24 protein-coding genes are annotated in these 23,281 nt (G+C 68.6%); 17 read left to right on the top strand and 7 right to left on the bottom strand.

Annotated elements, in window-relative coordinates; genetic code table 11:
• Nucleotides 1-208 precede the first annotated feature (208 nt).
• The 7 genes from N7I30_RS12520 (at nucleotide 209) to N7I30_RS12490 (ending at nucleotide 5,899) form a co-directional block, all read left to right on the top strand.
• Nucleotides 209-1,144, top strand: a complete 936-nt coding sequence (locus tag N7I30_RS12520; RefSeq protein ID WP_188075501.1) for a dihydrodipicolinate synthase family protein — start codon at nucleotides 209-211, stop codon at nucleotides 1,142-1,144.
• The gene (locus N7I30_RS12515; protein WP_188075271.1) at nucleotides 1,134-1,922 is read left to right on the top strand and encodes an SDR family oxidoreductase; all 789 of its coding nucleotides are present in this window, start codon (nucleotides 1,134-1,136) and stop codon (nucleotides 1,920-1,922) included. The genes N7I30_RS12520 and N7I30_RS12515 overlap by 11 nt, the downstream gene beginning before the upstream one ends.
• Before the next feature lie 213 nt (nucleotides 1,923-2,135).
• Complete coding sequence (locus tag N7I30_RS12510; RefSeq protein WP_187390031.1) at nucleotides 2,136-2,999, top strand: STAS domain-containing protein; 864 nt, start codon at nucleotides 2,136-2,138, stop codon at nucleotides 2,997-2,999.
• 3 nt (nucleotides 3,000-3,002) lie between these two features.
• Nucleotides 3,003-3,371, top strand: coding sequence for an STAS domain-containing protein (locus N7I30_RS12505; protein WP_029702749.1), 369 nt, complete (start codon nucleotides 3,003-3,005; stop codon nucleotides 3,369-3,371).
• A gap of 10 nt (nucleotides 3,372-3,381) precedes the next feature.
• Nucleotides 3,382-3,786 (top strand): ATP-binding protein, encoded by a 405-nt coding sequence (locus N7I30_RS12500; protein WP_498639242.1) that lies wholly within the window; start codon nucleotides 3,382-3,384, stop codon nucleotides 3,784-3,786.
• Entirely contained in the window at nucleotides 3,783-4,784 is a 1,002-nt protein-coding gene (locus N7I30_RS12495; RefSeq protein ID WP_498639523.1) for an ATP-binding protein, read from the top strand. The genes N7I30_RS12500 and N7I30_RS12495 overlap by 4 nt, the downstream gene beginning before the upstream one ends.
• Nucleotides 4,781-5,899, top strand: coding sequence for an ATP-binding protein (locus tag N7I30_RS12490; protein WP_498639241.1), 1,119 nt, complete (start codon nucleotides 4,781-4,783; stop codon nucleotides 5,897-5,899). The genes N7I30_RS12495 and N7I30_RS12490 overlap by 4 nt, the downstream gene beginning before the upstream one ends.
• A 45-nt stretch (nucleotides 5,900-5,944) precedes the next feature.
• On the opposite strand, the gene ltnD is transcribed toward N7I30_RS12490, so the two are convergent.
• Complete coding sequence (ltnD, locus tag N7I30_RS12485) at nucleotides 5,945-6,883, bottom strand: L-threonate dehydrogenase (RefSeq protein WP_498639239.1); 939 nt, start codon at nucleotides 6,881-6,883, stop codon at nucleotides 5,945-5,947.
• A 184-nt stretch (nucleotides 6,884-7,067) separates the two neighbouring features.
• Here ltnD and N7I30_RS12480 point away from each other — a divergent pair, with 184 nt between their 5' ends.
• Complete coding sequence (locus N7I30_RS12480; RefSeq protein ID WP_498639237.1) at nucleotides 7,068-8,309, top strand: FAD-dependent oxidoreductase; 1,242 nt, start codon at nucleotides 7,068-7,070, stop codon at nucleotides 8,307-8,309.
• Here the strand turns inward: N7I30_RS12480 and N7I30_RS12475 are convergent.
• Nucleotides 8,306-9,253 (bottom strand): D-alanyl-D-alanine carboxypeptidase family protein, encoded by a 948-nt coding sequence (locus N7I30_RS12475; protein ID WP_498639235.1) that lies wholly within the window; start codon nucleotides 9,251-9,253, stop codon nucleotides 8,306-8,308. The two genes, N7I30_RS12480 and N7I30_RS12475, sit on opposite strands and share 4 nt — an antisense overlap.
• Before the next feature lie 308 nt (nucleotides 9,254-9,561).
• On the opposite strand from N7I30_RS12475, the gene purU reads away from it, so the two are divergent.
• A complete protein-coding gene (gene purU / locus N7I30_RS12470) occupies nucleotides 9,562-10,416 on the top strand; it encodes a formyltetrahydrofolate deformylase (protein ID WP_498639233.1) in 855 nt (284 codons plus the stop codon).
• Between the two features lie 19 nt (nucleotides 10,417-10,435).
• Here purU and N7I30_RS12465 read toward each other — a convergent pair whose 3' ends face one another.
• The 4 genes from N7I30_RS12465 to N7I30_RS12450 form a co-directional block, all read right to left on the bottom strand.
• Nucleotides 10,436-11,524 carry an ABC transporter ATP-binding protein gene (locus N7I30_RS12465; protein WP_498639231.1) on the bottom strand — a complete coding sequence of 363 codons (1,089 nt, stop codon included), beginning with the start codon at nucleotides 11,522-11,524 and terminating at the stop codon, nucleotides 10,436-10,438.
• Nucleotides 11,521-12,345 (bottom strand): ABC transporter permease, encoded by an 825-nt coding sequence (locus N7I30_RS12460; RefSeq protein ID WP_498639229.1) that lies wholly within the window; start codon nucleotides 12,343-12,345, stop codon nucleotides 11,521-11,523. Before N7I30_RS12460 ends, N7I30_RS12465 begins: the two co-directional genes overlap by 4 nt.
• Complete coding sequence (locus N7I30_RS12455) at nucleotides 12,342-13,259, bottom strand: ABC transporter permease (RefSeq protein ID WP_498639227.1); 918 nt, start codon at nucleotides 13,257-13,259, stop codon at nucleotides 12,342-12,344. Before N7I30_RS12455 ends, N7I30_RS12460 begins: the two co-directional genes overlap by 4 nt.
• A gap of 72 nt (nucleotides 13,260-13,331) precedes the next feature.
• Nucleotides 13,332-14,444 (bottom strand): ABC transporter substrate-binding protein, encoded by a 1,113-nt coding sequence (locus tag N7I30_RS12450; protein WP_498639225.1) that lies wholly within the window; start codon nucleotides 14,442-14,444, stop codon nucleotides 13,332-13,334.
• Between the two features lie 375 nt (nucleotides 14,445-14,819).
• Between N7I30_RS12450 and N7I30_RS12445 the strand changes: the two genes are divergently transcribed.
• The 6 genes from N7I30_RS12445 (at nucleotide 14,820) to N7I30_RS12420 (ending at nucleotide 20,059) form a co-directional block, all read left to right on the top strand.
• Nucleotides 14,820-15,503 carry a DUF1045 domain-containing protein gene (locus N7I30_RS12445; protein ID WP_498639223.1) on the top strand — a complete coding sequence of 228 codons (684 nt, stop codon included), beginning with the start codon at nucleotides 14,820-14,822 and terminating at the stop codon, nucleotides 15,501-15,503.
• A 1-nt stretch (nucleotide 15,504) separates the two neighbouring features.
• Nucleotides 15,505-16,641, top strand: a complete 1,137-nt coding sequence (locus N7I30_RS12440; RefSeq protein WP_498639221.1) for an alpha-D-ribose 1-methylphosphonate 5-triphosphate diphosphatase — start codon at nucleotides 15,505-15,507, stop codon at nucleotides 16,639-16,641.
• A complete protein-coding gene (gene phnN, locus N7I30_RS12435) occupies nucleotides 16,631-17,230 on the top strand; it encodes a phosphonate metabolism protein/1,5-bisphosphokinase (PRPP-forming) PhnN (RefSeq protein WP_498639219.1) in 600 nt (199 codons plus the stop codon). Before N7I30_RS12440 ends, phnN begins: the two co-directional genes overlap by 11 nt.
• Nucleotides 17,231-17,357: 127 nt before the next feature.
• Nucleotides 17,358-18,242 (top strand): SMP-30/gluconolactonase/LRE family protein, encoded by an 885-nt coding sequence (locus N7I30_RS12430; protein WP_498639217.1) that lies wholly within the window; start codon nucleotides 17,358-17,360, stop codon nucleotides 18,240-18,242.
• 33 nt (nucleotides 18,243-18,275) lie between these two features.
• Nucleotides 18,276-18,887: a glutathione S-transferase N-terminal domain-containing protein gene (locus N7I30_RS12425; protein WP_498639215.1), complete on the top strand. Its 612-nt coding sequence runs from the start codon at nucleotides 18,276-18,278 to the stop codon at nucleotides 18,885-18,887.
• A 98-nt stretch (nucleotides 18,888-18,985) separates the two neighbouring features.
• Nucleotides 18,986-20,059, top strand: a complete 1,074-nt coding sequence (locus N7I30_RS12420) for a tartrate dehydrogenase (protein WP_009211212.1) — start codon at nucleotides 18,986-18,988, stop codon at nucleotides 20,057-20,059.
• Nucleotides 20,060-20,125: 66 nt separating this feature from the next.
• Here N7I30_RS12420 and N7I30_RS12415 read toward each other — a convergent pair whose 3' ends face one another.
• On the bottom strand, nucleotides 20,126-21,064 hold the full coding sequence (locus N7I30_RS12415) for a hypothetical protein (RefSeq protein ID WP_498639213.1): 939 nt from the start codon (nucleotides 21,062-21,064) through the stop codon (nucleotides 20,126-20,128).
• A gap of 215 nt (nucleotides 21,065-21,279) precedes the next feature.
• Between N7I30_RS12415 and N7I30_RS12410 the strand changes: the two genes are divergently transcribed.
• Nucleotides 21,280-22,029, top strand: a complete 750-nt coding sequence (locus tag N7I30_RS12410; RefSeq protein ID WP_498639211.1) for a response regulator transcription factor — start codon at nucleotides 21,280-21,282, stop codon at nucleotides 22,027-22,029.
• Nucleotides 22,026-23,279, top strand: coding sequence for an ATP-binding protein (locus N7I30_RS12405; protein ID WP_498639209.1), 1,254 nt, complete (start codon nucleotides 22,026-22,028; stop codon nucleotides 23,277-23,279). Before N7I30_RS12410 ends, N7I30_RS12405 begins: the two co-directional genes overlap by 4 nt.
• The last annotated feature ends 2 nt before the right edge of the window (nucleotides 23,280-23,281 follow it).

Below are 23,281 nucleotides of genomic sequence, written 5' to 3'. Positions count from 1 at the left end.
AACCGGCATGCCAGCGCCATGCAATGGACAGCCGCCCAAAGATCTTTCCGGCCTGCCTCCCGGGCACCGGAGAGACATGGTCGCAGGTTGCATACAATCATGCAGGGGGCTACGCCCTGTCGGGGGAAATCGCGCGCCGGCCGGTTTCGAGGTCTCGACTGCCGGCCGCAGACAGTATTCAGGGAGAATCATCGCCGTGCCAGCCACAATGATCGACCGCGACAGTCGCGGCGTCTTCATCATCGCCGCAACGCCCTTCACCGACGACGGCGCACTCGATCTCGCCAGCACCGACACGCTGGTCGACTTCTATCTCGACAGCGGCGTCAACGGCATGACGATCCTCGGGATCATGGGCGAGTCGAACAAGCTCACCCCCGAGGAATCCCGCACCTTCGCCAAGCGCGTGCTCGACAGGATCGACGGCCGCATCCCGGTGATCGTCGGAGCGTCGGGTGCCGGCATCGACAACATGAAGCGCTCGGTCGATTCCGTCATGGAAATGGGCGCGGCCGGCGTGATGATCGCCCCGACGCCGGGACCAGCGGTCGAGGACCGGATCATCAATTATTTCGGACAGGTCTGCGAGGCGCTCGGCCCAGACGTGCCGATCTGCTTCCAGGACTTCCCGCAAACCACCGGCGTGCCGGTCTCCTCGGCGACGATCCTCACCTTGACCCGCAACCACAAGCAGATCGTCATGCTCAAGCATGAGGATTCGCCGGGTCTGGCCAAGATCACCGCGGTGCGCACCAAGTCCGGCACCGCCGACACGCCGCGCATGTCGATCCTGTGCGGCAATGGCGGGCTCTATTTGCCGCAGGAGCTGCAGCGCGGCGCCGACGGCGCGATGACCGGCTTTGCCTATCCGGAAATGCTGGTCGAGGTGGTGCGTCGCCACCATGCCGGCGACGTGGACGGCGCCGAGGATCTGTTCGACGCCTATCTGCCGATCCTGCGCTACGAGCAGCAGCTGGTCTTCGGCCTCGCCGCCCGCAAGGAAGTGCTGCGTCGCCGCGGCGCCATCGCCTCGGCCCGCGTGCGCGCGCCGGGACCCAAACTCTCACCTGCCGATCACACCGATATCGACCGGCTGATGAAACGCACCGAAATCAAACTGGAAAGGCTCGGCCATGGATCTTGATCTCAACGGCAAGCGCGCCCTCGTCCTCGCCTCCTCGCGCGGCCTCGGCCTCGGCATCGCCGAGGCGCTGGCCGCCGAAGGCGCCAACGTCCTCCTGTGCGGGCGCAGCGCCGACAAGCTGGCGGCCAATTGCGAGGCGATCAACGCCCGCGGCGCCGGCAAGGCCGACTACATCGCCGCCGATCTCGCCGATGCGAGCTTCGTCGAGACGCTGCATCAGGCGGCCCTCGACAAGCTCGGCGGCATCGACATCCTGGTCAACAACACCGGTGGTCCGCCTCCGGGCGGCGCCGTCGGCATGGATGTCGCCGTTCTCGAGAAGCAGTTCCAGATGATGGTGCAGCGGGTCATCGACCTGACCAACCGCGTGCTGCCGGGCATGCGCGAGGCGGGCTGGGGCCGGATCCTGACCATCGCCTCCTCGGGCGTCATCCAGCCGATCCCGAACCTCGCCCTGTCCAACACCCTGCGTTCGGCGCTGGTGGGCTGGTCGAAGTCGCTGTCGAACGAGGTCGCCGGCGACGGCGTCTGCGTGAACATGCTGCTGCCCGGCCGCATTCACACCGAGCGCGTCGATGAACTCGACAACGCCAACGCCTCCAAGTCCGGCAAGGCGGTCGAGGACGTGCGCGAGGCCTCGCGGCTCGCCATTCCGGCCAAGCGCTATGGCGACGTGGCGGAATTCGCCGCGGTGGCGGCGTTCCTCGTCTCCGGCAAGGCCAGCTACGTCACCGGCTCGGTGATCCGCTGCGACGGCGGCGCCACCAAGTCCGTCTGACGCCGATCGGTGTATCGCGGGCGGGGCCGACAGGTCCCGCCCGCCGCGCATCGCCGTCGCACCTAGTGCCAACCACTCGAAAACTTGTGCCTGCCACCTTCCCGCCGACGGCCCAAGGGGTTGTTGCGGCTGCATTTCCGGCTGCCGCGTTGCATGCGGCGTCGCGACGGGCCATAGACGGTCAGGGACATATCAGGACAGGCAAGGCACGAAATGGCGAGCGAAACGACGACGACGGCCTCTCTTCTGCAGGACGAATTCGAGAAGATCCTCTCCGCCTGGATGAAGGCCCAGGCCAAGGAAGGCGTCAAGCGGACGGACCTGGTCTCGGCCAAGGAGACCGAGCGCCAGAGCCGGGACCTCCTGACCGCGCTGGCGCGGTCCAGCCAGACGGCGGCCACCGACGCCAGCTTCGACTTCGCCAATCCGGGCTGGGACCCGGTCCGCGACGCGATCGAGGAGATCACCGAGAGCCGCACCCAGCGCGGCGTGACGCCCTCGGAGATGGGCTGGTTCATCGCCTCCCTGAAGCAGCCGCTGTTCGACCATCTGGCCGCCGATCTGGCCGAAAAGCCGAAGCAGATGAGCGCCGAGCTGTGGAACACCACCCGCATGGTCGACCAGATCGTGCTGCAGGCGATCGAGTCGCTGGTGTCGAAGCGCGAAGCCGTCATCGAGCGCCAGCGCGAGGAGATGACCGAGGTTTCCGCGCCGGTCGTCAAGATCTGGGACCGCATCGTCACGGTGCCGCTGATCGGCACGCTGGATTCCTTCCGCGCCCAGACGGTGATGGAAAACCTCCTCGACGCCATCGTCCAGTGGGAAGCCGAGGTCGCGATCATCGACATCACGGGCGTGTCCACCGTCGACACGCTGGTCGCCCAGCATCTGCTGAAAACCGCAGCGGCCGTCCGCCTGATGGGCGCCCATTGCGTGATCTGCGGCATCCGCCCGAAGATCGCCCAGACGGTGGTCAATCTCGGCGTCGAGCTGCCCAACATCACCACCCGGGTCGATCTGCAGAGCGGACTCGCCTACGCCTTCGAGCGGATTGGCGTCTCCCCCAAGGAGCGATGAGGGGTGGAAGCCTCGGTTGGAACCACCCCGATCGTCACGATCACCGGCTGCGTCATCGTGGCGATCCGCGATGACCTGGACGATCACGACATCCTGGCCCTGCAGGACCAGCTCGTCGAGGAGGTGTCCCGCAAGAACGCCGTCGGCGTGATCATCGACATCGGCAGCCTGGAGATCGTCGACACCTTTGCCGGCCGGATGCTGGGCGCCATGGCGCAGATGGCACGGATGATGAACGCCCGCACCGTCGTCGTCGGCATGCGTCCGGCGGTCGCCATGACGCTGGTCGAGCTGGGCATGACGCTCGAGGGCGTCGAGACGGCGCTGAACGCCGATCGGGCGATCAACCTGATCCTGGGCGAGCGGAACTAGGCGCCGTTTCTTGGCTGAAAGCGAACTGACCGTCACGCTGTCGCGCCCGAGCGACGTCGCCTTCGCGCGCCAGGCCGCGATGCAGGCGATGGCGTCGATCGGTGCGAGCGCGATCAAGAAGACGAAATTCGTCACCGCGGTGTCCGAGATCGCGCGCAACGCGATCGTCTATGGTCATGGCGGCCGAATCTCTTTCGAGATCGTGGGGAACGGCTCGCAGCGCCGCGTCGTTGCGGAGTGCACGGACAGGGGGCCCGGCATCGCGGACGTCAATCAAGCCTTGAAAGACGGCTTCAGCACCGGCAAGGGCCTCGGCCTGGGCCTCAGCGGAGCGCGGCGCCTGGTCGACCGGTTCAAGATCACGTCGTCGTCCGATACGGGCACGACCGTCATATTGGAGTGCGCGTGTCGATGATCTCACTGCCGATCCTGGAAACCAGTCAGATCGGCGCCGCGCGCAGACGAGCCCTGCAGGAAGCCGAGACGATTGGACTGTCGGAGGATGATCGCGACCGGCTGGCGCTGGTCGTGACCGAAGCGGGCACCAATCTGCTGCGCCATGCCACCGGCGGCGAGATCCTCCTGTGCCCGCACCAGGGCAAGACCACGGCCGGCATGGATGTCATCGCCCTCGACGACGGGCCGGGCCTGCCGAATGTCGAAGCGGCCATGGCCGACGGCTTCACCACGGCCGAGGAAGGCGAGCGCAGCCTCGGCAGCGGGCTGGGCGCCATCGCCCGCATGTCGGACGGCCTCGACATCTACAGCGACAGCCGTGGCACCACCCTGACGGTCAGCATCGGCAAGACCGGCCGCCCGGCCAGGGGACCGATGGAAACCGCCGGGCTGATCGTGCCCAAGCCCGGCTTCGACGCCGGCGGCGACATCTACGGCATCCGCAAGGATGGCGGCGCCACGATGATCATGCTGATGGACGTGCTCGGTCATGGGCCGACCGCCGCGAAGGACGCCGAGACCGGCCTGGCCGCGTTTCTCGCCGCCAAGGGCAAGTCGCTGGAGGACACCGAGATCTTCGTCGCCGACGCCATGGCCGGCAGCCGCGGGGCGGCGTCGCTGATCGTCGAGCTGCCCCATGGCGGCGACAGGCTGCGGGCCCTCGGCCTCGGCAACATCAAGGGCGAGATCATCTCGGCCGACGGCAGCCGTCACGGCATCCCCTCCTCGCCCGGTATCGTCGGCGCCTCGACCCGCCGCCCCCGGGTCACCGAACATGCATGGGGAAAGGGCGCCATGCTGCTCCTCACCACCGACGGACTGAAGGGCGGCGAGCGCTTCCCCGAACCGTCCGCCCTGTTCTTCCGCGACGTCCTGACCATCGCGGCAACGCTCTACAAGCGGCGCCGGCGCGGGAGCGACGACAGCGGCGTCGTCATCGCGCGGGCCCGCCAATGAAAGCCGTCGTCACCTCGATCAATCTCGAGCAGGATGCGGATGTCTCGCATACCCGCCGCACCGCCCGGCTGATCGCCAAGGTCGCCGGGGCGCCGGCCCGCGACCAGATCCGCTTCGCCACGGCCGTCTCCGAGATTTCCCGCAACGCCCTGCAATACGCCAAGGGCGGCGTCACCGAATTCGCCTTCGACCGCAGCGCCAAGATCACGCGGCTGATGGCGCGGGTGCAGGACAAGGGCGGCGGCATCGCCGCGGTCGAGACCATGCTGCGCGGCCGCCACCAGTCCCATACGGGCCTCGGCCTCGGCCTCAGCGGCTCGCAGAAGCTCGTCGACGATTTCGATTTGAAGACCGGCTCGGGCGGCACCGTCATCACGCTGGGCCTGCAGCTCGCAACGACGAAGCGACCCGAGGAACTGGCGGTGGCCACCGCCTCGGCGCTGGTGGAGGCGAGCCACGGATCGCCGATGGAGGAACTGGCCGAGCAGAACCGTGCGCTGCGCGATTCGCTCGCCGAGCAGCAGTTCCTGCTGCGCGAACTGCATCACCGCACCAAGAACAACCTCGCCATCATTCAGTCGCTGGCGATCATGCAGGCGCGCCAGGCCACCACCGAGGAGACGCAGGACGCGCTGTCGGTGCTGACCAACCGTATCCAGGCCTTCGCCAACGCCCACAACTTCCTGCACCGCGCCGAAGACGTCACCCAGGTCGACCTGCAGCAGCATCTGGAAAGCCTGACCGACCGGCTGGCATCGGCGATGGGCGATCACCAGCTCACCATCACCTGCAAGGTCGATGCCGTGCCGGTCGCCTTCGACACGGCCACCGAGCTCGCCCTGATCGTCAACGAGCTGGTCACCAACGTCACCAAGCACGCCATGCAGGCGGGCCAGACGAAGGGGTGCGTCACGATCGAGGCGCATCAGTCGGACGGCACGCTGCATCTGCGGATCGCCGACGACGGCGAGGGCCTGGCCGACGCCGAGACGGTGCTGCGCAATTCCAAGTCGCTGGGCTGGCGGATCGTCGAGGGCTGCGTGCGCAAGCTCAACGGCACGATCGATGTCGATGGCAGCGACGGGCTCGCCATCTCCCTGACCTTCCCGATGTGAACACGCACGGCGCGGGCGGCACGCTGCGTGCCGCCCGCCTTGAGATCAGTGCTTGCCGGAATCCGGAAGGTCGATGCCCGGAAACACCTTGATGACCGCGCTGTCGTCCCATTGGCCGTAGCCGGCGTTGCTGGCCGTGGCGAACATCGAATAGGCCGTGGTGGCCAAGGGCAGCGGGAACTTCATCGCCAGGCCGGTCTCGGTGACGAGGCCGAGATCCTTGACGAAGATGTCGACCATCGAGGTCGGCGTGTAGTCGCCGTCGACCACGTGGCGCATCCGGTTCTCGAACATCCAGGAATTGCCGGCGGCGTTGGTGACGACGTCGTACATGGTCTCGAGCGGGATGTTCGCCTTGGCGGCCAACGCCATCGCCTCGGCACCGGCGGCGATGTGCACGCCGGCCAGAAGCTGGTGGATGATCTTCACCGTGGCGCCGTCGCCGATCTTCTCGGAGATGCGGTAAACCTTGCCGGCCACCGCATCGAGCACCGGCTGGAGCTGGTCGAAGACCGCGGCCGGACCGGCGGCCATCACCGTCATCTCGCCCGACGCCGCCTTGGCGGCGCCGCCCGAGACCGGCGCGTCGAGCATGGTCAGGCCGGCGGCCTCCAGTTCGGCGGCGATGGATTTGGCGTCGGCGACCGAGATCGTCGCGGAGACCATGACCGGCGTTCCCGCCTTCAGATGCGCGGCAAGGCCCTTCTCGCCGAACAGCGCATCCCGGCACTGGGCGGCGTTGACGGTGAGGAGGATGACGGCATCGAGGTCGCCCGCGAAGTCGCGCCCGTCGCTGGCCGCGCCGGCTCCGCCGGCCTTGACGAAGGCCTCGCAGGCCGTGTCGCGCGGGTCGATGCCGTAGGTGGTCAGGCCCGCCGCGACGCAGGAGGTCGCCGCGCCCATGCCCATCGAGCCCAGGCCGACCACGGCGACGCGCATCGACCCGCCTGTTGCGCCTGCGGCGGTGTTGTCCTCGTTACCCATCGTCGTCTTCCCCTCTTGGTCGATTCCCGCACGGCAGCGCGTGACATCATCATCGGTCATGCTGACATAGTCGTGCGAGCCCCCGGCAGTCTACCGCCCCGCCCGATCGCGTGCCGCCGGACCACAGGATAGGGGCGCGCTGGCGTGTTCGTGATCGTCGCGGGATTGCCCTGCGGCCAAGGGGATGCTTGGCGACAGATCAGGACCGGGCGGCGCTGCCGCCCTTGCGAACGGAGCCAAGCCCCTGCCCGAGACCCACAGCGGCCGACGCAAGCATCTGGTGCTTCTGGGCGCCGGCCATTCCCACGTGGCGGTCCTGAAGGCCTTCGGCGAGCGACCGCATCCCGATGTCGACGTGACGCTGGTCACGCGGGACGTCGCCACGCCCTATTCCGGCATGCTGCCGGGCTTCGTGTCCGGGCAATACACGCATGCCGACCTGCATATCGACGCCGGCGGGCTTGCCCGCTTTGCCGGCGCGACGCTGGTGACCGGCGACGCGACGGGCCTCGACACCACCGGCCGGACGCTGAGCATCGCCGGCCGGCCGCCGCTCGCCTACGACCTCCTGTCGATCGACATCGGTTCCGCGCCGAGCCGGCCCGCCGGCATGCCGGGCATTCCGGTCAAGCCGATCGGCGGGTTCGTCGAACGGCTGGAGAATCTGTCGGCGGAACTGGCCGCAAACCCGGACCCCGTTCGCATCGCCGTGATCGGCACCGGGCCGGCCGGGGTCGAACTGGCCCTGGCGCTGCATCGGCGCCTGTCGGGCGCCGGCCTGCAGAACGGGGAACGCAACGCGGCGAAGGTCGCGATCCGATTGCTCGGTCGCGCCGACACAATTCTTCCCGAACGCAGCCGGCGCACCCAGCGCCGGATCGCCGCCACGCTCGCGCGCCGGGGGATCGAGCTGCGAACCGGCTTCGACGTCACGAACTTCGAGAACGGCACGGTGCGGGCAGCGGACGGCCGTACGGTCGCGGCCGACATGCTGCTGTGGGCGACCAACAGCGCCGCCGCGCCCTGGCTGCGGGACACCGGCCTTGCCCTCGATAAACAGGGCTTCGTGCGGGTGGATGCCTGCCTGCGATCGCTCTCGCATCCCGAGGTCTTCGCCGCCGGCGACATCGCCGCGCTGCCCGATCCGCGGCCCAAGGCCGGTGTCTTCGCCGTCAGGCAAGGCCCGGTGCTGGCCAAGAATTTGCGCCGTGCGATCGACGGCGAAGCGCTGCAAGCCTACCGGCCCCAGAAGCACTGGCTGACGCTGCTCTCCACCGCCGATGGCCGGGCGGTCGCCGACAAATGGGGCCTGTCGCTGGAAGGGCGCTGGGTCTGGCGCTGGAAGAACTGGAACGACCGCCGCTTCGTCGACGGCTACAACGCCCTCGCCGCATCCGCCGGCGGCAACAGCACGCGACGCGGCTAGCGGGTCATGGAGAGACCCGGCAGCCCGGCCACGGCGCCGGATGCAGGGCCGAGATACTGGTCGATCAGCGCCTCGACCCTGGCATTGCGCTCGCGCCCGGTGCGGCCGCCCATCACCACGACGATGATCCGCCGGCCCCGGCGGGTGGCGGTGGCGGCCAGATGGAAGCCGGCGTCGCGGATATAGCCGGTCTTCAGGCCATCGACGCCCTCAACGCTGCCGAGCAGCTTGTTGGTGGCGTTGTAGCGGCGGCCATTATAGTCGAAGCCAGTCCGGGTGAAGAGCGAGGCATAGGCCGGAAAGCGGTTCAGCAGGGCCCGGCCGAGGGTCGCCATGTCGCGGGCCGTCGAGATCTGACCCTCGTCCGGCAGGCCGGAGGCATTGACGAAGCGCGTCCGGCTCATGCCGAGCGCGCGGGCCTTGGCGGTCATGGCATTGGCGAAATTGGCCTCGCTGCCACCGAGGTTCTCCGCGATCACCGTGGCGACGTCATTGGCCGATTTCACCGCGATCGCCTGGGCGGCGTCGGCGACCCGGATCGTTTCGCCGGCCTTGAGGCCGAGCTTGGAGGGCGGCTGCGACGCGGCGTTCTCGCTGACCCGCAACTCGCTGCTCATCGACAGCCGACCGGCCTCGATGGTCTCGAACAGGAGATACAGCGTCATCATCTTGGTGAGCGAGGCGGGATAACGCAGGCCGTCGGCCGCATCCTCGTAGAGCGTGCGCCCGCTGGCGAAGTCGAGCACCAGCGTCGATTCCCCGCGCACTTCCGCAACGCCCGGCGACGCCGTGGCCGCGCCGACCCGGGCATAAGGCAAGAGCCCGGCGGTCGTCAGCTCGGTCGACTGGCAGGCGACGAGCGTCAGCGCCAGGAGCGCGGCAAGCGCGGCCTTGAGGGATGCGAGCGGGCGAAGCGGGAACGACAGGCGCTGGGTCAAGATCATCTCGTCTGGATCGGATGGCCGAAAGCTAAGTCGTCCCGGCACGGCCCTGTCAAATAACAGTCCCGCCTTCATGATCGCTTAACGCTGGTTGTGCTTTCGCGACCACACTTCCCCGGGTGGCAGAAGACACGCTGTCCGCCCCGCGGCGACGCGCCGGGGGTGCAAGGCGCTAGTGGCGTTCCCATGTTGCGGCGGTCTAGAAGGGCCGTCAGGTCGCAGACCGACGGCGGCGCCCGGTCGCCCGCCCGTCACTCCCGCCGTGCCCCGTCCCGAACGTCTCCCCGCCGCCCATCCATCCCGGACCCGCCATGACCGAACACGCCTTCATCCTCACCCTGTCCTGCAGCGACCAGCCGGGCATCGTCGCCGCGGTGACGACCGAACTGGCCGATGCCGGCGCCAATATCGCCGAAAGCGCCCAGTTCTGGGATCGCCAGACGGGCCGGTTCTTCCTGCGCATCGCCTTCACGGCGCCGGCGAGTGCCAGCCGCGACGCCCTCGAGCGCCAGCTCGCGCCGGTGGCTGGGCGGTTCGACATGAAGCTCGCCATCACCGACGAGGCGCGGGTGCCGAAGATCATCCTGATGGTCTCGAAATTCGACCACGCGCTGCTGCACCTGCTCTACCAGATCAGGGTCGGCTGGCTGCGGGCCGAAGTGGTCGCCATTGTCTCCAACCACGAGGATTCGCGCCGCACGGCCGACCATGAAGGCGTGCCGTTCCACCATTGGCCGGTGACCCGCGAGACGAAGGCCGAACAGGAGGAACGGGTCCTGAAGCTGGTGCGCGACAGCGATGCCGACCTCGTCGTCCTCGCCCGCTACATGCAGGTTCTGTCGGACAATCTCTCGCGCCGGCTGTCGGGGAAGGTGATCAACATCCACCACTCCTTCCTGCCCAGCTTCAAGGGCGCCAAGCCCTACCATCAGGCCCATGAGCGGGGCGTCAAGCTGATCGGCGCCACCGCCCATTACGTCACGGCCGACCTCGACGAAGGTCCGATCATCGAGCAGGAGACCGAGCGCGTCAGCCACGCCATGTCGCCCGACGACTTCGTCGCGGTCGGACGCGACGTGGAAAGCCGGGTGCTGGCCCGGGCGGTGAAGATGCATCTGGAACGCCGGGTGATGATCAACGACCACCGCACGGTGGTCTTCCGCTGATCTGAGCGCCCGCCCCGCCTCAGGCGGGCTCGGCTGCCTTTGCCGACGCCGCGTCGTCCGGCTGGAGCGCGAAGACGTCGGCCGGTGAGAAGTGCAGATCGACCCGCGCGCCGCGCGCCGGCGGCGGCGTCGTCGGGCGGTTGAAGGTGTCGGCCAGCACCGTGCCGCCGGCGACATTCAGCTTCAGCCGCACCACCGAGCCGAGGAAATGCGTGTCCTCGACCACGCCGACGATACGGTTGGTCCGGTCCGGCGACGCCTCCAGCCGCATCGCCTCGGGGCGGAGCGCCAGGGTCACCGGCGTACCCGCAGCGCCGGGAGGCGGTTCGGCGAGGATGATCGGGCAGCCCTCGACCATGACCGATCCGTCCGCCGCGACGATCCCCTCGACCCGGCTCAGCGTGCCGACGAACCCCGCGACGAAGCGGCTTTGCGGCCGGTTGTAGATGGCGAAGGGCGCGTCGCACTGCTCGATCCGGCCTTCGCTCATCACCACGATGCGGTCGGACATGGACAGCGCCTCCTCCTGGTCGTGGGTGACGAAGATGGTGGTGATGCCGAGTTCGCGTTGCAGCGCCCGGATCTCCTCGCGCAGCGACAGGCGGATCTTGGCGTCGAGGGCAGACAGGGGCTCGTCGAGCAGCAGCACCCGCGGGCTCGGCGCGAGCGCGCGGGCCAGCGCCACACGCTGCTGCTGGCCGCCAGAGAGCTGGTAGGGGTAGCGGTCGCCAAGATGCGGCAGGCCGATCAGCGTGAGCATCTCCTCGACGCGCGCCGCGACGTCCGGCTTCGACCGACCGGCAACCTTCAGCCCGAAGGCGACATTGTCGGCCACCGACAGGTTGGGAAACAGCGCGTAAGCCTGGAACACCATGCCGATCCGCCGCCGGTTGGGCGCCAGCGCGGTCACGTCCTCGCCGTCGATGACGATGCGCCCCGCCGAGGGCGTTTCGAAGCCGGCGATCATGCGCAGCATCGTCGTCTTGCCGCAGCCGGAGGGGCCGAGGAAGGACACGAACTCGCCCTTCGCCACGTCGAGGGAGAAGTCGCGCACCACGGTGCTCGGCCCGAAGCTCTTGGACACGCCGTGAATTTCCAGGAAGCTCATCGCGCGGCACGCCTTGCAAGCTTGAACAGGGGACGCCCGGATCGCCGCCGCCCCGACGCGCTGTTGGCGAAGAGCTGCAGGAGACCCATGCAGGCCCAGGTGATGGCGAAGGCGATCATCGCCAGCGCCGCCGGCTCGTAGGCCCGATTGGCGCCGATCAGGGCGAGATAGGGGCCGAAGGCCGGGCGGTTGAGAAGGCTCGCCAGCACGAACTCCCCGATGACGATCGCGAAGGTCAGGAAGGCGCCGGACAGGACCGCGGCCCGCACATTGGGCAGGATCACCCGGAACAGGATCGTCGAGCGCTTCGCCCCGAGGCTTTCGGCCGCCTCGGTCAGGGTGCGGATGTCGATCGCCGCCATGCCGGTGTCCACGGCCCGGAACATGTAGGGCAGCGACAGGACCACATAGCCGAAGACCAGGAGGAGGTTGGTTCCGCTCGCACTGTTGGTGAAGGGCAGCCAGGACGAGGAATTGTAGAGCCGGATATAGCCGAAGACGAGGACGATGGGCGGGATCACCAGCGGCAGCAGGGTGATGAACTCCACCAGCGGTCGCAGCTTCGCGAAGCGCAGGCGGACCCAGTAGGCCGTCGGCACGACGAGCAGCGCGCCGAGCACGATGGTCGCCAGGGCCGCGATGACGGAGAAGGCGAAGGTCGTGCGGAACTGCGGGTCGGCGAAAACCACGCGGTAGGCCTCGAAGCTCCAGATGCCGCGCAGCATCGACAGCGAGAACTCGAAGGTCGCGACCAGCGGCAGGACGAAATAAAGGGCGCCAAGGAGGACGATCACGGCCGGACCGATGCGCGAGGCCGTCATCGCTGCCACCGTTCGGCGCGCGAGCGCAGCCACAGATAGAGAAGGTTGGAGCAGCCGGTGATGACGATCATGCCGAAGGCCAGCGCGTAGCCGAGATTGGGATTGTAGAGAACGTCGCCGCGGATCTGCGCATAGAGCAGGATCGGCACGATGTTCAGCGACGATCCGGTCAGCGCATAGGCGGTGGCGATGGCGCCGAAGGAATTGGCGAAGAGCAGGAGGAAGCAGCCGAGGATCGACGGCGCCAGCACCGGCAGCGCCACCATCCGCCAATATTGCCAGCGGGTTGCCCCGAGGATCGACGCGGCCTCGCGCCATTCGCCCTTCAGCCCGTCGAGGGCCGGCGTGACGATGAGCACCATCAGCGGGATCTGGAAGTAGAGATAGGTGATCGTCAGGCCCCAGAAGGACAGGAGGTTGAAGCCGAGAGCGTAGATGTTGACGCCTGCCGCCTCCTTCAGGAACAGCGTCACCAGACCGAGCCTGCCGAGGGTGGCCAGGAAGGCGAAAGCCAGCGGAATGCCGGCGAAGTTCGAGGCGACGCCGGAGAAGGTGACCACGGTGGGCCGAATCCAGGCCGGCAGCCGGCCGTGGACGATGGCGTGGGCGAGGAAGAAGCCGATCAGCGCGCCCAGCGCCGCCGAGGCGAGGCTGACCTGGATCGAGATGGCATAGGCCGCCATGATCTGGGGCGTGAACAGGCCGAGAATGTTGTCGAAGGTGAAGGCGCCGCTGCGATCCTGGAAGGCGCCGGCGACGAGGTAGAGCGTCGGCCCGATCAGGAACAGGATGGCGAAGCCGAAGAAGGGCGCGAGGCCCAGCCAGGCAAAGGAACGCGATGGCCGGCGCGACGGCGCCGCGCCCGTCTTGCCGTGGGCGGCCCCAGCCGTGGCTGCGTCGATGGCTGCGCCCATGATCCCCCGCTGCTGACAAATCCGGACGGAGGGGGCGGCGAACGGGCCGCCCCTTCCGAACTCGCTGTGTTGTTACTGGACGGTCGCGCCGACGACGCTGTCCCACTTGGCGGCGATCTCGGCCTTGGCGGCGTTCTGATCGTCGAGGGTCGGGAACACGGCCTTCTCGTAGGCTTCGGCCGGCGGCAGCTTGTCGAGCAGGTCCTGCGGGATCTTGCCGGCCTTCGACATGGCGTTGAAGCGGATCGGGTGGCAGTAGCCCTTCAGCCAGGTCAGCTGGCCCTCGTCGGAATACAGGTACTCCATCCACAGCTTGGCGGCGTTCGGATGCGGCGCGTAGGCGCTGATCGCCTGGACATAGACGCCGGCGACGACGCCGTCGGACGGCACCACGACCTCGATCGGCGGGTTGCCGTTGAGATTGTCGCGCATCGACAGGAGGTTGTAGTCCCAGTTCATCGCGACCGGCGTGGTGCCCTGGGCGATCGGGGCCGCCTCGGCGTCGACGGTGACGAAATTACCGGCTTCGTTGAGTTCCTTGAAGAACTCGAGACCGGCCGTCGCGGCCTCCATGCCGGTCTTGCCGCCCCGGGCGATGCCGGCTGCATAGAGCGACATGATGGCGTTGTTGGCGCTGCGCGGATCACCGGCAAGGGCGACCGAATTGGCGTAGTCGGACTTGAGGAGATCCTCGAAGCTCTGCGGCGCGGTGTCGATGACGTCCTTGTTGATACCGAAGGCCAGCACGCCGTAATAATCGCCGTACCAGTAACCGTCGGCATCCTTGGCGTCGTCCGGAATCTCGTCCCAGGTCGCGACCTTGTAGGGCATCAGCAGGTCTTCGGCCTTGGCAGACGGGCCGAATGACAGGCCGACATCGATGACGTCTGGCGCCTGCGGGCCGGTGTTGCCCTTGTTGGCCTTGATCGCCTCGATCTCGTCGCCGGACCCGGCATTCGGGTTCAGCTCGTTGATCTCGATGCCGTATTTGGCCTTGAAGCCCTTGATCATCTCGCCGTAATTGCACCAGTCGTGCGGCAGCGCGATCGTGGTGAGCTGGCCTTCCTTCTTGGCGGCCGCAACGAGATCGTCCATCGACATCTCGCCGGACTGGGCGAAGGCGAGGCTGGTGGACAGCGACAGGACCGTCGCCAGTGCCGTCGTGGACATGCGGGAAATCTTCATGGGTCACCCTCTGGGGAGCCGCGGCCATTGACGGCGCGGGCGAAAAACCGGATTGCGCCTCCGTTGCGGGGAAGCGCCAGTCCGGTAGCACCGGCCCATGACAGTCGCGTGTCGCATGCATCGCCGGGGCCACTGGCGCACAGGGCTTGCCGGTGTCATCAAGCGGACAGGCGCGGGCGCTAGAAGCGGCCGCGATCCGCGCCGGTCCCCGCTGTCGCCGCAACCTTCGGGTGCCGTGCGACACCTCCGCAGGGTGGCCGGATCGAAATGCCGCTTATATCCCCCGCGGACCCACCCTCTCCCGTGACCAAGCCGAGCGCGAGCGTCGCCGACCGACATGCCCTTCCGCTGCCCTCCAGTCCCAGGACCCTGACCATGCGCGCCGCGATCTATTTCACGCCCCCCGCCGGCGCGCCGCTGACCCGCACCGCCGCCGAATGGCTGGGCCGCAGCGCCTTCGACGGCGAGCCGACCCGCGCGCCCGATCCCACCGTCGATCCGCTCATCGCATCACCGGCGCGCTACGGCTTTCATGCGACCATGCGCGCGCCGTTCCGGCTTGCCGATGGCGTCGATCTGTCCGAGGTGGATGCGCGGCTGGCGGCCTTCTGCGCCTCGCGCGACCCGGTGCGGATCGCAGAGCTTGTGCTGGCGAGGCTCGGGCCGTTCTTCGCGCTGGTGCCCGAGACCGCGCCGCCGGCCCTCGGCGAACTGGAATCGGCCGTCGTGCGCAGCTTCGAGCCGCTGCGCGCCCCCGCCACGGCCGAGGAGATCGCGCGCCGCAAGCCGCACAAGCTGACCGAACGCCAGCGCGACTATCTGGAGAGATGGGGCTATCCTCACGTCTTCGAGGAATTCCGCTTCCACATGACCCTGACCGGCAAGGTTCCGGCCGCCGAGCGCAAGCCCGTCGAAGCGCGGTTGCGCGACAGATTCGCCCCATTCGATGGCGCCCCGCTTGCCATCGACCATCTGGCTCTCTTCATGGAGCCGGAGCCGGGCGCACCGTTCCGCGTCCATTCGGTCCATCCGTTCCGCCGCCCTTCGGAAGAAGCCTGACATGCCCGACGAGACCATCCTCACCAATGCCCGCATCGTCACGCCGGAAGCGGTGATCGACGGCCATGTGGTGCTGCGCGACGGCATGATCGCCGGCTTCGACGAAGGCCCGGCCAGCGGCGAGGACATAGGCGGTGACATCCTCATCCCCGGCCTCGTCGAACTGCACACCGACCATATCGAGGGCCATTTCAATCCGCGGCCGCGGGTGATGTGGAACAAGATGGCCGCCATTCAGGCGCACGACAACCAGATCGCCGGTTCCGGCATCACCACAGTCTTCGACGCGCTCAGGGTCGGCACCGAGGAGAACGGCACGCTGACCGCCGACGACATGGCGGAGATGGGCCGGACCATCGACCGCGCCGTCGCCGAGGGACGGGTGCGGGCCGACCATTACATCCATCTGCGCTGCGAGGTCTCGGCGGCGGACGTGGTCGAGGGCTTCGACAAGATCGCCGCCAATCCGCGGCTGAAGCTGGTGTCGCTGATGGATCATGCGCCCGGCCAGCGCCAGTTCGCCGACATGGACGCCTATCGCGCCTATTTCCAGAAAAAGCTGAACCTGTCGGATGCCGATTTCGACGCCTTCAGCGCCCGCCGGCTCGCCGAATCCGAGCGCCACGCGCCACCCGCCCGGCGTGCCATCGCGGGCGTCTGCCGCGAGCGCGGCATCGCTGTCGCTTCCCATGACGACGCCACCGCCGCCCATGTCGCCGAAGCCATCGAGCTGGGCACCCGCATTGCCGAGTTCCCGACGACGGTCGAGGCGGCCGCCGCTTCGCGCGATGCCGGGCTGCACGTCCTGATGGGCGCGCCCAACATCGTGCGCGGCGGCTCGCATTCCGGCAACATCTCGGCGATCGAGCTCCTGCGCCGGGGCACCCTCGACATCCTCTCCTCGGACTATGTTCCCTTCTCCATGTTGCAGGCGGTGTTCGCTTTGGCCGAGAGCGGCGAATGCGACTTGCCGGCGGCGGTCCGGCTGGTCACCGCCAATCCGGCCGCCGCCGTCGGCCTCGCGGATCGCGGCGCCATCGCCGAAGGGCTGCGCGGCGATCTGGTCCGCGTTGCCACCAGCGCCGGCGATCCGCCGGTGGTGCGCGCGGTCTGGCGGGAGGGCCGGCGTGTCGCCTGATCCCGCGCGCAGCGCAGGCGGGACGGCCCCAAGCGGCCCCGGCCTGTTCGTCGCCGTGGTCGGCCCGAGCGGCGCCGGCAAGGACACGCTGCTGGCGCTGGCGGCGGAAGATCTGGCGAAGACACAGGGCATCGTCTTTGCCCGGCGGATCGTGACCCGGGACGCCATCGCGGCGATCGAGGATCACGACGTGATGAGCCCTGCCGACTTTGCCGAGGCGGAGGCGTCGGGAGCGTTCTGCCTGTCGTGGCGGGCGCACGGCCTCGCCTATGGTTTGCCGGCGTATCTGACGACCGCGCTGACCGACGGAACCATTGTGGTCGCCAATGTCTCGCGCCGGGTCCTCGCCCAGGCCGCAGAGCGCTTCGCACGGCTTGCCATCGTCGAGATCACCGCGCCGCCCGCCGTGCTCGTCTCCCGCATCGCCGCGCGTGGCCGCGAAACGCCGGAGGAAATCTCCGCCCGCATCGCCCGGCAGGTGGAACTGAGCGTGCCGCCCGGCGCCGAGGCGCATCATCGCATTGTCAATGATGGCAGCCCGCAGGACGGCCGCCGCAAGCTGGTGGAGATCCTGCGCGCCGCAAGCTGACCGTCCTCGCAGGCCGAGGCTCGACAGGGGCGGCCGGCCAAGTCATCTTCGGCCCCGATTTGCGGCGGCGCGCGTCCGCCGCGCTGCGGCTGCCGAGCCGCCAAGAGGACAATCCGGACCCAGCACCATGCACGACGCCGACATATCCGTCAGCCTCTATTCGAATATCGCCTGCCGGCTCGGCGAGGGGCCGACCTACGATCCGGCGACGGACACCGCCTTCTGGTTCGACATCGAGGGCCGGATGCTGCTGGAAAAGCGCGGCGATGCGGCCGAGGCGACGACGCATCCGCTGCCCGTTATGGCCAGCGCGCTGGCGGTGATCGACGGCGATAGGCAGATGATCGCCGCCGAGGACGGGCTGTATATCCGGGAGACCGCCACCGGCCGCCTGTCCCTGCATACACCGCTGGAAGCCGACAACCCGGTCACCCGCTCCAATGACGGCCGCGTCCATCCCTCCGGCGCGCTGTGGATCGGCACCATGGGCAAGCACGCCGAGCCGAAGGCCGGGGCGATCTACTGGTACCGCGCCGGCGAGCTGAAACGCCTCTATGCCGGGATCGGCATTCCGAACTCGATCTGCTTCTCGCCGGACGGCGCCATCGCCTATTTCGTCGACACGCAGGCAAACCGCCTGATGCGCGTCGCCGTCGATCCGGCCAGCGGCCTGCCGACCGGTGATCCGGTGCTCTTCCACGACCATTCCGGCGGCGATGGCGGCCTCGACGGCTCGGTCTGCGACGCCGACGGCACGCTCTGGAATGCCCGCTGGGGCGGCGGTACGCTCGATGCCTATTCGCCGGACGGCGTACGCGTCAGGAGCGTCGCGCTCGGGGCGCGGCAGGTCACCTGCCCGTCCTTTGTCGGCCCGAATGCCGACCGGATGATCGTTACCTCGGCCTGGACCGGCCTCGACGGGGCCGGACGGCGCGCCGATCCCGATGCCGGCAAGACCTTCCTCGTCGATCTGCCGGTGCGCGGCCGGCTCGAACCGAAGCTGGTGCTGTGATGGAAATCGCTCCTTACGACCGCGAGCGCTGACATGCCGACGCTCCTGAAGAACAACACCTCGCCCTTCGCCCGGATCGCCCATGCCGCGCTGATCGACGCCGCGGTGCCCGACTTGAGCATCCGCATCGCCGACCAGTGGAACGACGACCCCGCGCTGCTGGCCGCCAACAGCGCCGGGCGTGTGCCCTGCCTCGTCCTCGACGACGGCACGGCGATTGCCGAATGCCTGCTGATCGCACGCTACGCTGACAGGATGGGGGCGGCGCCGGCGCCCGGGAATGACGCTCCGCAGATCCTGTCGATCGCTGGTCTGGCGCTGGGCGTCTGCGACGCCGCGGTGCAGACGCTGGTCGGCCGCAAGATCGTCAGCGGCGATTTCGCCGACACGACCTTCGACGCCAGCCCGATCGGCCGCAAGCGCCGCCGCACGATGGTGGACGGGCTGGCCGAACTCGACGCCCGGATCGACGCGTCGCCCGGCAAACGGCTCGATCTGGCGACCATCGCCGCGGTCACGGCGCTCGACTATGTGGCACTGCGGTTTCCCGATGCCGACTGGGTTCCCGACACGCCGCGGCTGAAAGCCTTGCGCGCGGCGACAGCGGAGCGCCCGGCGTTTCGCGACACGCGGCCATTTCTATGACGGACTTACTTCCGCTATAGCTCGTCCGCGGGCCGTGCGCGGCCCTCTCATTCCACTTCGCCGGCATCGCCGGCCATCGCAGCCAGAACGAGGTCTCCATGTCATCCAACGCGCTCAGGATCGCGGTCATCGCCGGCGACGGCATCGGCAAGGAAGTCGTGCCGGAAGGCCTGCGGGTCCTCGAAGCAGCTGCCGCGAAATTCGACCTGGCGCTGGAGTTCGACGAATTCGACTTCGCCTCCTGCGACTATTTCGCCAAGCATGGCGAGATGATGCCGGGCGACTGGAAGGCGCAGATCGGCGGCCATGACGCGATCTATTTCGGTGCCGTCGGCTGGCCCGAGACCGTGCCCGACCACATCTCGCTGTGGGGCTCGCTGCTGAAGTTCCGCCGCGAGTTCGACCAGTACGTCAATCTGCGCCCGGTCAAGCTGATGCCCGGCGTCAAGAGCCCGCTGGCCGGCCGCGAGCCGGGCGACATCGACTTCTTCGTGGTGCGCGAGAACACCGAGGGTGAGTATTCCTCGGTCGGCGGCCGGATGTTCGAGGGCACCGACCGCGAATTCGTGCTGCAGGAGACGGTGATGACGCGGACCGGCGTCGACCGCATCCTGCGCTACGCCTTCGATCTCGCCCAGACCCGCGAGAAGAAGCACCTGACCTCGGCGACCAAGTCCAACGGCATCTCGATCAGCATGCCCTATTGGGACGAGCGGGTGGAGGAGATGGCGAAATCCTATCCCGACATCGCCTGGGACAAGTACCATATCGACATCCTGACCGCCCATTTCGTGCTGAATCCGGACCGGTTCGACGTTGTCGTCGCCTCGAACCTGTTCGGCGACATCCTCTCCGATCTCGGCCCGGCCTGCACCGGCACGATCGGCATCGCGCCGTCGGGCAACATCAATCCCGAGCGCGACTTCCCCTCGCTGTTCGAGCCGGTGCACGGCTCGGCGCCGGATATTGCCGGCAAGGGCGTCGCCAATCCCGTCGGCCAGATCTGGGCCGGCGCGATGATGCTCGACCATCTCGGCCACAAGGACGCCGGTGCGGCGATCGTTCGGGCGATCGAGACCGTGCTGGCCGAAGACAAGCTGCGCACCGGCGATCTCGGCGGCCCGCTCGGCACGGTCGATTGCGGCAAGGCCATCGCCGACGCGCTCGGCTGAACCCACGCATGAAAACGGCCGGCCCCGAAGGGCCGGCCGCCTGGCGTTCGTCCGGAGATGACAGGATCAGCCGCGGTCGGGACGCTGCTCGCCACCGCCGTGGTGACGCTCGTGACGGCGCTCGCCGCCATCGCGCTTGTCGCCGCCGTGATGCCGGCGATGCATCTCGCCATGGTCACGGCCACCGCCGCGCTCCATCCGGCCGTGATGTCCGCCGCGCTCGCCGCCGCGGCCACCGCGCATTTCCATGCGGGCATCGCGCATCATCGAGCGCACGATCTTGCGGGCCGTGGTGACCTGCTCCGGCGTCAGCGTCGTCTGCAGATCGGCGAGCGCGCTCTTCAGCGTCTCGGCCTTGTCGCCGCGCTCGATGGCGCGGTCGGCCATGCGGTCGAGCATCCGGAAGGCGCGGTCGCCCCGTGCGGCCGCGTCGTCACCGGCCTCGGGCGCATCGGCCTCGGCCATGGTGTCCGCGTCGTCCGTCTCGTCCGCATCGATCGTGGTCTGATCGTCGGCGGCCTCGTCATCAGCATCGGCCGGGCCGGCGTCGTCATTCGGCATCATCCGCATGCCGCCACGGTCGTTGCCCCGGCCCATGCGCGGCGGCTGCGAGGCGTCGGCGAAGTCCACCAGCGCCGCGGTGAAGGCGCGCCAGCTTTCCATCTGGTCGGGCCGCACGCCGATGCCGGTCTCGATCGCGGCGAGCGCGCCGGCGACCTTGGCCGGGGTGAACATGCGGTGCATGGCGTGATGTCCGCCACGGCCCCCACGGCCGGCCCGATGATGCTTGCCGCCGCGCTCGCGCCGATGCTCGGCGACCCGCTTGTTGTCGCCGCGCTGGCCGGCATTTTCGGAAGCGGTGGTGGCCGCAGCCGGCGCGGCCGGTGCCGGCGTCGTCTGGGCGAAGGCCGAAGTGGCGGCGGCGCTGGCGAGGAGCGCGGCGCCGGCGAGACCCAGAAGGCGGTGCGAACGGCGGGTGTTCGTCTGGCTGTGCTTGGAGGTCATGGAGATTTCCTTCCCTTGGTGACTACCGAAACCGAAGCTAGTGCGCCGATGTTGCGAGGATGCGGCAGAATGTTGCGAAGCGTGTCGCCGACACGGAAACTTGTTACGCAATGTTGCGGGCCGCGGTTCCTGCAACGCGCCGTTACAAGAATGGTCTCGCGTCCCGCGCGCAGCCCGGTCACAGAAGGGCGAGAGCCATCATTCGAGAGCCCCGCATGAGCCAGCCCCACATCCTTGTCGTCGACGACGACCCCGAGATCGGACGCCTGCTCGGCAAGTATCTGGAGAGCCAGGGCTTCCGTTGCACCATCGCGGCCAGCCGGCGGGCCTGCGAACAGAAGATCGCCGACGCCCGCATCGATCTCGTCGTGCTCGACGTGATGCTGCCGGACGGCTCGGGTCTCGACATCTGCCGCGACCTGAAGGACCGGCGGCCGGAGATCGCCATCATCCTCCTGACCGCGCTGAAGGAAGACGTCGACCGGATCATCGGGCTGGAAATCGGCGCCGACGACTATCTGGGCAAGCCGTTCAATCCGCGCGAACTGGCCGCGCGCATCCGGGCCGTTCTGCGGCGCGGCGGCGGCGGGGACGCCGCCCCGGGCGAGGCGGCACCGACGCGCTTCACCTTCGAAGGCTTCACCGTCGATCCCGAGCGGCGCCTCGCCACCGACCCGGACGGAGCCGAAGTGGTCCTGACAGGGGCCGAGTTCGATCTCCTGATGATCTTTCTGGAGCGGCCGGGCCGTGTTCTGTCCCGCGACATCCTGATGGATCTCCTGCACGGGCGCACCGCCGATCCCTTCGACCGCTCGGTCGATGTGACGATGAGCCGGCTGCGGCGCAAGTTCAACGATGGCGGCGTGTTCCGGCTCTTCAAGACGGTGCGCAATGGCGGCTACCAGTTCGCCGCCCGGGTGGAGCGGGTTGAAGCCGCCACGGGCACCGGGGACGGCCAGCCATGAGGTCGCTGCGCTCGCGCTTGGCACTGCTCCTGGTCCTCGCCATCGTCGGGGTCGTGGCGGTCGCCTCCCTGGTTTCCATCGTCGTCCTGGAACGGCCGGACCGCGACAGTTTTCGTGAGGTCTTCGCCGAGGAGGTGCGGATCGTCGCCGCGCTGCTGGTCGAGGACCCGGCGGCCGCCGACAGGCTCGGCATCGAGGTCGGTCCGGAGCCGGTGCGCGAAGACGACATGCGAGTGCGCGACGCCCGCGGCATCGCCAGCGCCGTGGCGGCCAAGGGATTGTCGATCCCGGTGCGGGTCGTCGGCGATCCGGCCGCGCGCACCCGGCAACTGGCGCTGGAATTTGCGCCGGGCCGCTGGGCCTATCTGCCCTATACCGGGTTTCCGCCGCGCAACTGGCCGATCTTTGTCTTCTACATGACGCTGGTCGTCGTCGGCGCCGCCGCGGTCTCGATCTTCGTCGCCACCAAGATGACCCGCCCCTTGCGTATTCTCGACCAGGCGGTCTCCACCGTCGGCCGCGACGGCCTGCCCGCGCATATTCCCGAGGACGGGCCGGCCGAGGTGCGCGCCACCGCCGCCGCGCTCAACCGGCTGACCACGCGGGTGCGCGAGGCGGTGGAAAGCCGCATGCGTCTCGTCGCGGCCGCCGGCCACGATCTGCGCACGCCGATGACGCGGATGCGGCTGCGCGCCGAGTTCCTGCCCGACGAGGACCGGGAGGTCTGGCTGAAGGACCTGGCCGAGCTCGACCGCATCGCCGACAGCGCGATCCGGCTGGTGCGCGAGGAAGTGGATGCAGGTTCGCTCGAAGAAGTGCGGCTCGACCGCCTGCTGACCGAGATCATCGCCGAGCTGCGCGAGATCGGTCGGCCGGTGGAGCCACCCCGTCTCGAGGGACCGGCGCTGTCGATCCGGGCCCGGCCGCTGGCGGTCAAGCGGGCGCTGCGCAACCTCGTCGACAATGCCGCCGTGCATGGCGGCGGGGCGCGGGTGGCGCTGACCCGCGACGGGCAGGATGCCGTGGTGAACCTCGCCGACGACGGGCCGGGCATTCCCGAAGAGCTGCTCGGGCGCGCCTTCGAGCCGTTCTTCCGGGTCGATCTCGGCCGCCGCCAGTTCAAGCCGGGCGCCGGTCTGGGCATGGCCATCGCCAAGGAGATCATCGACCAGACCGGCGGCTCGATCGTGGTGGCCAACCGCGCCGGCGGCGGGCTCGACCAGACCATCCGGCTGCCGCTGGCGGACTGACG

It is taken from the genome of Aurantimonas litoralis (genome assembly GCF_026153195.1).
Classification (GTDB): domain Bacteria; phylum Pseudomonadota; class Alphaproteobacteria; order Rhizobiales; family Rhizobiaceae; genus Aurantimonas; species Aurantimonas coralicida.
This window is presented reverse-complemented; position numbering and strand designations above follow the sequence as displayed.

Coding starts and splice junctions, on each gene's coding strand:
- N7I30_RS12520 (WP_188075501.1), top strand. CDS start 209: ATGATCGACCGCGACAGTCGCGGCGTCTTCATCATCGCCGCAACGCCC.
- N7I30_RS12515 (WP_188075271.1), top strand. CDS start 1,134: ATGGATCTTGATCTCAACGGCAAGCGCGCCCTCGTCCTCGCCTCCTCG.
- N7I30_RS12510 (WP_187390031.1), top strand. CDS start 2,136: ATGGCGAGCGAAACGACGACGACGGCCTCTCTTCTGCAGGACGAATTC.
- N7I30_RS12495 (WP_498639523.1), top strand. CDS start 3,783: ATGATCTCACTGCCGATCCTGGAAACCAGTCAGATCGGCGCCGCGCGC.
- N7I30_RS12490 (WP_498639241.1), top strand. CDS start 4,781: ATGAAAGCCGTCGTCACCTCGATCAATCTCGAGCAGGATGCGGATGTC.
- ltnD (WP_498639239.1), bottom strand. CDS start 6,883: ATGGGTAACGAGGACAACACCGCCGCAGGCGCAACAGGCGGGTCGATG.
- N7I30_RS12480 (WP_498639237.1), top strand. CDS start 7,068: ATGCTTGGCGACAGATCAGGACCGGGCGGCGCTGCCGCCCTTGCGAAC.
- N7I30_RS12475 (WP_498639235.1), bottom strand. CDS start 9,253: ATGATCTTGACCCAGCGCCTGTCGTTCCCGCTTCGCCCGCTCGCATCC.
- purU (WP_498639233.1), top strand. CDS start 9,562: ATGACCGAACACGCCTTCATCCTCACCCTGTCCTGCAGCGACCAGCCG.
- N7I30_RS12465 (WP_498639231.1), bottom strand. CDS start 11,524: ATGAGCTTCCTGGAAATTCACGGCGTGTCCAAGAGCTTCGGGCCGAGC.
- N7I30_RS12460 (WP_498639229.1), bottom strand. CDS start 12,345: ATGACGGCCTCGCGCATCGGTCCGGCCGTGATCGTCCTCCTTGGCGCC.
- N7I30_RS12455 (WP_498639227.1), bottom strand. CDS start 13,259: ATGGGCGCAGCCATCGACGCAGCCACGGCTGGGGCCGCCCACGGCAAG.
- N7I30_RS12450 (WP_498639225.1), bottom strand. CDS start 14,444: ATGAAGATTTCCCGCATGTCCACGACGGCACTGGCGACGGTCCTGTCG.
- N7I30_RS12445 (WP_498639223.1), top strand. CDS start 14,820: ATGCGCGCCGCGATCTATTTCACGCCCCCCGCCGGCGCGCCGCTGACC.
- N7I30_RS12440 (WP_498639221.1), top strand. CDS start 15,505: ATGCCCGACGAGACCATCCTCACCAATGCCCGCATCGTCACGCCGGAA.
- N7I30_RS12430 (WP_498639217.1), top strand. CDS start 17,358: ATGCACGACGCCGACATATCCGTCAGCCTCTATTCGAATATCGCCTGC.
- N7I30_RS12425 (WP_498639215.1), top strand. CDS start 18,276: ATGCCGACGCTCCTGAAGAACAACACCTCGCCCTTCGCCCGGATCGCC.
- N7I30_RS12420 (WP_009211212.1), top strand. CDS start 18,986: ATGTCATCCAACGCGCTCAGGATCGCGGTCATCGCCGGCGACGGCATC.
- N7I30_RS12415 (WP_498639213.1), bottom strand. CDS start 21,064: ATGACCTCCAAGCACAGCCAGACGAACACCCGCCGTTCGCACCGCCTT.
- N7I30_RS12410 (WP_498639211.1), top strand. CDS start 21,280: ATGAGCCAGCCCCACATCCTTGTCGTCGACGACGACCCCGAGATCGGA.
- N7I30_RS12405 (WP_498639209.1), top strand. CDS start 22,026: ATGAGGTCGCTGCGCTCGCGCTTGGCACTGCTCCTGGTCCTCGCCATC.